Genomic DNA, 6,090 nt, shown 5'->3' on the forward strand with positions numbered 1-6,090 from the left:
AACGAAAAAACCTGCTTAGTGCAGGTTTTTTTATCGCTTAAAGTAGGCAAATCCCTAATCCAGCGCCTAATGCCATGACCCACAAGGGATGAACTTTTTTAAACATCCCAAGAGTTGCGGTCAAGATCACAATTAAGACCAGCAAGGCATTTTGTGCTGAAGCATCTGCAATCAGCCATGCACTGACTAAGACTAAACCGACTGTAATTGGCTTTAAGGCTTTCTCAAATCTTGCACGTAAGGGATGAGCTTTAAAACGTTGCCAAAATTTAAGTGCGTAAATGGTGATGATCGAAGATGGACCAAACTTCGCTAAGGATGTAACCAATAGACCCGCTGGACCTGCAACATGCCAACCGACCAGTGGCACAATCATCATATTTGGACCGGGTGCAGCCTGTGCCATTGCAAAAAGTGAGCTGAATTGTTCAGCAGTCATCCATTGATGTACAGTAACAACTTGATGCTGCATTTCAGGCAGAATGGCGTTACCACCACCAAAAGCCAATACAGAGAGTTGTGTGAATACGATCACTAATGTCCATAAGATCATGATTTTTTCACTCCAAGTACCAACAAATTAATCGCAACTAAGATAAATAAAGTCAGCGCTAAAGGAAGTTTGATTAGCAACATAAATACAAAGGTCAATGCAATCGTCAAAACAGTGAAGTAGCTTTTTAAAATGGGGCGTAACATTTTAAATCCAGTGGCAAACAGTAAACCTGCCGCAGCTGCCGCTAGTCCTTGGATCATATGTTGTACAGCAGCTAAATATTGAAAATGTTCATAGACTTGGTAAATGATCAAGACAATCGCAGTGGGCGCTGAAATTAAACCCAGTACAGAACTGATTGCACCTTTAATGCCTTGAAATTCCATGCCAATTGCAACTGACATATTGATAATATTACCGCCAGGAAGTAGCTGACATACACCGAGTAAATCGGTAAATTTTCCTTCATCTATCCATTTTTTATCTTCAACAATAATGCGATGGGCTAAGGGTAGTACCCCACCGAATCCCATCAAACCCAATTGCATAAATCCCGTGAATAATGCCTTGCAATCAGGCGTTGATGATACTGGTTCACGCTCTATTGATATTGCTTCGGCTTTCATCGGAATACGTCCTCATCTCATTTACTCATGATAGGATGGTGGAATAGTGATATATTTACAAATGCTATTTTTTACATCATCTATACTTTTAAGGTATGTTTAATGGATATTCACAAACTCAATGCATTTGTTGCTGTGGTCGAGGAAAGTAATATTTCAAAAGCCGCTGTTCGTCTACATATACAACAGCCACCCTTAACTCGTTTAATCAAAAGTTTAGAAGAAGAACTGGATACCGCATTATTAAAACGATTGCCTCGTGGTGTCGAAGTCACAGAGGCAGGAAAAGCCTTATATCAAGAAGCGATTACAATTTTGGCGCATGCCCAGTCGATTCCAAAACGCGTCAGAAATATTGCACAGGGCTTGGAAGGTCAGATCAATATTGGCTTTACCAATTCGGCAGGTCTACATCCATTTTTACCCGCATTATTGCGCCAATTTCGTGAGAAATTTCCTGCTGTGGCAATTCATTTAGAAGAGGACAGCAGTACAGCCTTAACAGATGCCGTGATCAATGAAAAACTGGATATTGTATTTTTACGCAAGCCTGCACCCATTCATAAAGACGTACAAAGTCTTCATGTCTTGGATGAGCCGCTGATCGTGGCTTTACCGAGTAATCATCCATTGGTAGAAAAAGAGTGTGCGATTCATTTACTCGATTTAGAACCTTATGAATTTGTGCTTTACCGACGTTTAGCAGGGCAAGACTTATTCGATAATATTTTGGCAAATTGTTATCAGGCAGGTTTTAGTCCGAATATCATCCAAGAAGCCCCACGTTTAACTTCAAGTCTCAACTTGATCGCAGCAGGGATCGGACTTTCAATCGTACCTGCTTCGATTCAGGATTTTTGGAATAAGCAGATCATCTATCGACCTTTAGAAGCGAAAAAACCGTGTATTGCACCGATTTATGCGATTTATAGAGTGAGAGGCAACAACATTCGCATAGAGCACTTTTTGCATTTGCTTAAAGCGAGTCAAACAGCTTAAAGCGAAGTTATGCTGCTAATGGGTAAAATGATAAAAATTTAGAATCGTTCCGACTAAATGCTGTTGTGACTTATCCAATGTGACTTTGATTTCTCTAAAATTAAAATCACCATCATCAATATATTTGGCTACGCCGTGCGTTTTATAGCTCAAGTTAGGCACTTGATAACTAAAGAAAGCAACTTGTTTAGATGGATGTACGATATTGATTAATTTGTGTCGATCTTGATAGCCACCATATTCGTATTCCAGACTTTGTTTGAGTAAATTCGGAAAATAAAGCGTGGCATAAGGCATACCGCAACCCACACAAACTGATGAATCATAAAGTTCAATCGCTTGTTTTTGGTTTGGACTCATCAGTAAGCCTGAGCCAGTTCCATTGGCTCCTGCACTTGCCTGAACATCTTGCCAATCTTTAGGAACGAGAATGACACCAAGCTCAGGTAAAGCAACCAGTTTGAGTTGTGATGCATGTTCAGCTTTCAACTTAAAATTAAAATGACAGCTTTTTGAGCTACATGATTTAAAATCTTTTAATAAGCCATCGTCCACAGGATGAAGTACAGTTACACCATAAAAAGGCACTCGAACACCATTAGAAAAAGAAGCTTCACCGAGAGGATAAATTTGATTTTCAGTTTTACGTTCTTTTGCACTATTGTTAAATTGAGGAAAAGTTGCCTTAAAAGTTGTTATTTCAGCGTGAATGCTTGATGAGAATAGACCCATTAAAATCGTAGACAATAAAACTGTTCTTTTCATTTTTAGAATTTGACCAAATTCATTTTGCTTTCATAATTTACTCTGTTCTGCAATAAAATGGCATATGACAACAGTACATAAGCCATTTAAACTCATTACAAGTTTGATAATAAATTCGAGTGATAAAAAATGAATCCGATGAAAAATATACTTTCCGTTTGCTGTTTTGTGGTGCTCAGTCCGACTGCTTTTGCACAGGAAATCAAAGGGATTTCATTTTCACATCAGGAGTGGGAAATATACTGTACCAATACAGGAACATGCCAAGCAGCAGGCTATTCGGATGACTATAGTAAAGATCAAACTCAGCCAGCATCACTCTTACTGATACGCAAAGCTGGAGCAAAGCAAGCCGTCAGTGCTGAATTTGCGTTAGGTAATTTTGAACAAGAATCTCTATCATCAGCAAAACTTAAAAATATTCATTTTTATGTGAATGGAAAAGATTTAGGGCAAGTGACCGTTGATGGTACAGATTTTCCAATCATGGGAAAACTTTCAACTAACCAAGTCAATGCCTTACTGCAACAAGCCAAACAAAAAACAGAGATTGTCTTTAAAAACGCAAACGTTCAATGGCGTATCTCTGATGCAGGTATGACTGCTGCATTGTTGAAAATGGATGATTTTCAAAAGCGAATTGATACAGTTGGGGCATTAATTAAAAAAGGCAAAGCTGATGAATCTAAGGTTTTGGCTGCTCAACCGAAACTGGTTGTGAAAAAGGTGAAAACAACTGATAAACCTTATCTCACGCTACAACCTAAAACAAAACAGTATCAATCTGTATATCAGGTTTTGATGGCTGCTCAGCCGACTCCAAAAGAAGAGGAGTTTTGCAATGGGCTTTATAATGGTGATGTGTATGAATCACAACCGATTGAGTTATATAAGCTTACAAATCACAAACTTTTGGCGATGACCATCTGTTGGCGTGGAGCCTACAATGAAGGTCATGGTGCATGGGTATTAGATGAATCACTCAAGGGCAAAGCAACTTTTGTGACGGAACATGCCTCAGATTTTTATGAAGGTGTGATTCAGAGTGCTCAAAAAGGTCGTGGCGTCGGAGATTGTTGGTCGAGTGGTGAATGGGTATGGGATGGTCAGAAATTTGTACACACCAAAGATATGTGGACAGGTATGTGTAAAGGGCTTGCTGCGGGTGGGGTTTGGGAACTTGATAAAATCGAAGCCGTTGTAAAATAAAACGATACGCCAATAAAAATAGCCTAAGGAAAATCATGTTGAATAATAAAATTCATATAAGTGGACTGATTTTAACTGTTTCATTCAGTTGTTTTAATTCCTCAATTTTTGCAGCGCCATTGCAGATTTTAGAGTTTAAAAAAGGACAGCTCAGCCAAGTTGAACAAATGCAAATTTGTGAACAACTTAAAGGTGTCTGTCCACAGCAAGCGCAATGGCGCAGTTTGAAAACTGCGGATCAAAATCTATGGCTATTGTCAGGAAGTGATATTGCTCAATTTCGCCTATCAACAACAGGATTGAAATTAACTCATCAGTGGCGTATACAATTAGCACCATCAGAAGAAATGGAGCGGACTAGCCAATATATTTTTCCTAAACTGTTTCCCATGACTGAAAACCGTTATGCGATTGCGCAGATTGATACCTTTTCTGAAATGTATTCAGGTGGTGGTGCAGGGATTGAGCGTGCAAGTTTTTATGAACTCAAGGATTCAGGGCAGACACATCGCTTTATTGAAAAATTTCCTTTTAGTTTTAATCGTATGATTCGGGCATGTTTCTCAGAACAAGATTATGACACTTCTAAAGGTAAATGCCACGATGAAGATCGTTTGAGTCTGGATATTCGTCCGATTAAACCGATGTTGTGGCAATTCCGTTATCGTTACAGTTTAGACGTATCACCTGCCTCGGATTCAGGTGAGAAATCATTTAAGGGTAGTCGCAATCTCAATATTAATCTAAACAAAGCACCCAAACAGCCAAATATTCCTGCACATTGGGATTATCAAGGACAAGGTTAAGTTCGAGTTTTACATTTTGTCTAAGTTTTAAGGCTTTGGGCTTACGCAATTTACAGCGTCATAACAGATGATTTGTATAGTGCGTGGTACAAAGGGAAAGATTGCAATTTGGAACTGTGCTTATGTCTCGTGTTTATACTTCTGCCCGCCGTAAATTTTCTCATTTGAGTCGTTCTATATTAATGGCTGCGGCTGTGTTGGGGACAACGCAAGTAGCTATAGCAGGGCCAACAGTGGATCAACTCAGTGATTGCTTGGTGAAAGCCACGACAGCAGCAGATAAAACCACGGTGTTGCAATGGACGTTTACGGCTTTAGCAGCGCATCCTGATTTAAAATCTTTTAGTAATGTTACGCCTGAGCAAAAGAATCAGTTAGATCAGAAATTGGCACAAGTTTTACAGCGTGTGATTGTGGAGCAGTGTTCGACTCAGACCAAAGCGGTGATTCAGGCAGAGGGGATTCAAGCGGTTGGTGAGGCTTTTCAACAGTTAGGTCAGAGTGCAGGTGAGGATATTGTCAAAGACCCAGCGGTAAGACAGCAGTTGCAAGGCACGTTGCGTTATATTGATTTAAATAAGTTAGTCACGACTTTTTTAACACCTGATATTTGGAATAAGTTGGGTGTGTTAAGAGGCGAATAGGTTTCTTTTATCTAAGAAAGAGCACCATCTCGCTAACCGTCTTCTAAAGAAAAGGGGATACCCATCATTGGCGGCATTGGCGGCGTTGAGTTTATAATGAGATCCTCTTCCCCCTTGGAAGATGGTTAGAATTATTGGCGAAGGGCATTACAATAAACTAGGATCAAACTTCACTAATTTTTTATGTGCTGCTGTACAATACAAATTCTTAGTGTAGTTTTTCTTTTTTATTGCCTACTAATACGAATTTTTGACTCTAAATCCAGCATATCCATATGGGACAGGTCTGAAGTATCGCCTGTGTAACCTAAATTTTTCAGCAGTTGACTAGCACGAATTCTTGATTCTAAATCCAGCATATCCATGTGGGACAGGTTTGAAGTATCGCCTGTGTAACCTAAATTTTTCAGCCGTTGACTAGCACGAATTCTTAACTCTAAATCCAGCATATCCATTTGGGACAGGTTTGAAGTATCACCAGTGTAACCTAAATTTTTCAGCCGTTGACTAGCACGAATTCTTGATTCTAAATCCAGCATATCCAT

Annotated in this window: 8 protein-coding genes; 4 read left to right on the top strand and 4 right to left on the bottom strand. The window is 39.4% G+C overall.

Going from position 1 to position 6,090, the window contains the following annotated elements:
* Window positions 1-37: 37 nt before the first annotated feature.
* A complete protein-coding gene (locus F933_RS12570; RefSeq protein WP_005061659.1) occupies window positions 38-553 on the bottom strand; it encodes a chromate transporter in 516 nt (171 codons plus the stop codon).
* Window positions 550-1,122 (bottom strand): chromate transporter, encoded by a 573-nt coding sequence (locus tag F933_RS12575; protein WP_005061661.1) that lies wholly within the window; start codon window positions 1,120-1,122, stop codon window positions 550-552. Before F933_RS12575 ends, F933_RS12570 begins: the two co-directional genes overlap by 4 nt.
* Before the next feature lie 102 nt (window positions 1,123-1,224).
* On the opposite strand from F933_RS12575, the gene F933_RS12580 reads away from it, so the two are divergent.
* Window positions 1,225-2,121 carry a LysR family transcriptional regulator gene (locus tag F933_RS12580; RefSeq protein ID WP_005061664.1) on the top strand — a complete coding sequence of 299 codons (897 nt, stop codon included), beginning with the start codon at window positions 1,225-1,227 and terminating at the stop codon, window positions 2,119-2,121.
* A gap of 15 nt (window positions 2,122-2,136) precedes the next feature.
* On the opposite strand, the gene F933_RS12585 is transcribed toward F933_RS12580, so the two are convergent.
* A complete protein-coding gene (locus F933_RS12585; RefSeq protein ID WP_005061665.1) occupies window positions 2,137-2,886 on the bottom strand; it encodes a DUF4850 domain-containing protein in 750 nt (249 codons plus the stop codon).
* Window positions 2,887-3,015: 129 nt separating this feature from the next.
* Here F933_RS12585 and F933_RS12590 point away from each other — a divergent pair, with 129 nt between their 5' ends.
* The 3 genes from F933_RS12590 (at window position 3,016) to F933_RS12600 (ending at window position 5,545) form a co-directional block, all read left to right on the top strand.
* On the top strand, window positions 3,016-4,095 hold the full coding sequence (locus F933_RS12590; protein WP_005061667.1) for a DUF1176 domain-containing protein: 1,080 nt from the start codon (window positions 3,016-3,018) through the stop codon (window positions 4,093-4,095).
* A 35-nt stretch (window positions 4,096-4,130) separates the two neighbouring features.
* Window positions 4,131-4,901, top strand: coding sequence for a hypothetical protein (locus F933_RS12595; RefSeq protein ID WP_005061669.1), 771 nt, complete (start codon window positions 4,131-4,133; stop codon window positions 4,899-4,901).
* Window positions 4,902-5,023: 122 nt separating this feature from the next.
* Window positions 5,024-5,545 (top strand): hypothetical protein, encoded by a 522-nt coding sequence (locus tag F933_RS12600; RefSeq protein WP_005061673.1) that lies wholly within the window; start codon window positions 5,024-5,026, stop codon window positions 5,543-5,545.
* A 227-nt stretch (window positions 5,546-5,772) separates the two neighbouring features.
* On the opposite strand, the gene F933_RS17315 is transcribed toward F933_RS12600, so the two are convergent.
* On the bottom strand, window positions 5,773-6,090 hold a 318-nt coding region (locus F933_RS17315), incomplete at its 5' end, for a hypothetical protein (RefSeq protein WP_005061677.1).

It is taken from the genome of Acinetobacter beijerinckii CIP 110307, assembly GCF_000369005.1.
Classification (GTDB): Bacteria; Pseudomonadota; Gammaproteobacteria; order Pseudomonadales; family Moraxellaceae; genus Acinetobacter; species Acinetobacter beijerinckii.

What these genes read in the sequence shown, in the direction of transcription:
- F933_RS12595 (WP_005061669.1), top strand. Translation starts at nt 4,131, where the DNA reads ATGTTGAATAATAAAATTCATATAAGTGGACTGATTTTAACTGTTTCA.
- F933_RS12575 (WP_005061661.1), bottom strand. Translation starts at nt 1,122, where the DNA reads ATGAAAGCCGAAGCAATATCAATAGAGCGTGAACCAGTATCATCAACG.
- F933_RS12570 (WP_005061659.1), bottom strand. Translation starts at nt 553, where the DNA reads ATGATCTTATGGACATTAGTGATCGTATTCACACAACTCTCTGTATTG.
- F933_RS12585 (WP_005061665.1), bottom strand. Translation starts at nt 2,886, where the DNA reads ATGAAAAGAACAGTTTTATTGTCTACGATTTTAATGGGTCTATTCTCA.
- F933_RS12600 (WP_005061673.1), top strand. Translation starts at nt 5,024, where the DNA reads ATGTCTCGTGTTTATACTTCTGCCCGCCGTAAATTTTCTCATTTGAGT.
- F933_RS12590 (WP_005061667.1), top strand. Translation starts at nt 3,016, where the DNA reads ATGAATCCGATGAAAAATATACTTTCCGTTTGCTGTTTTGTGGTGCTC.
- F933_RS12580 (WP_005061664.1), top strand. Translation starts at nt 1,225, where the DNA reads ATGGATATTCACAAACTCAATGCATTTGTTGCTGTGGTCGAGGAAAGT.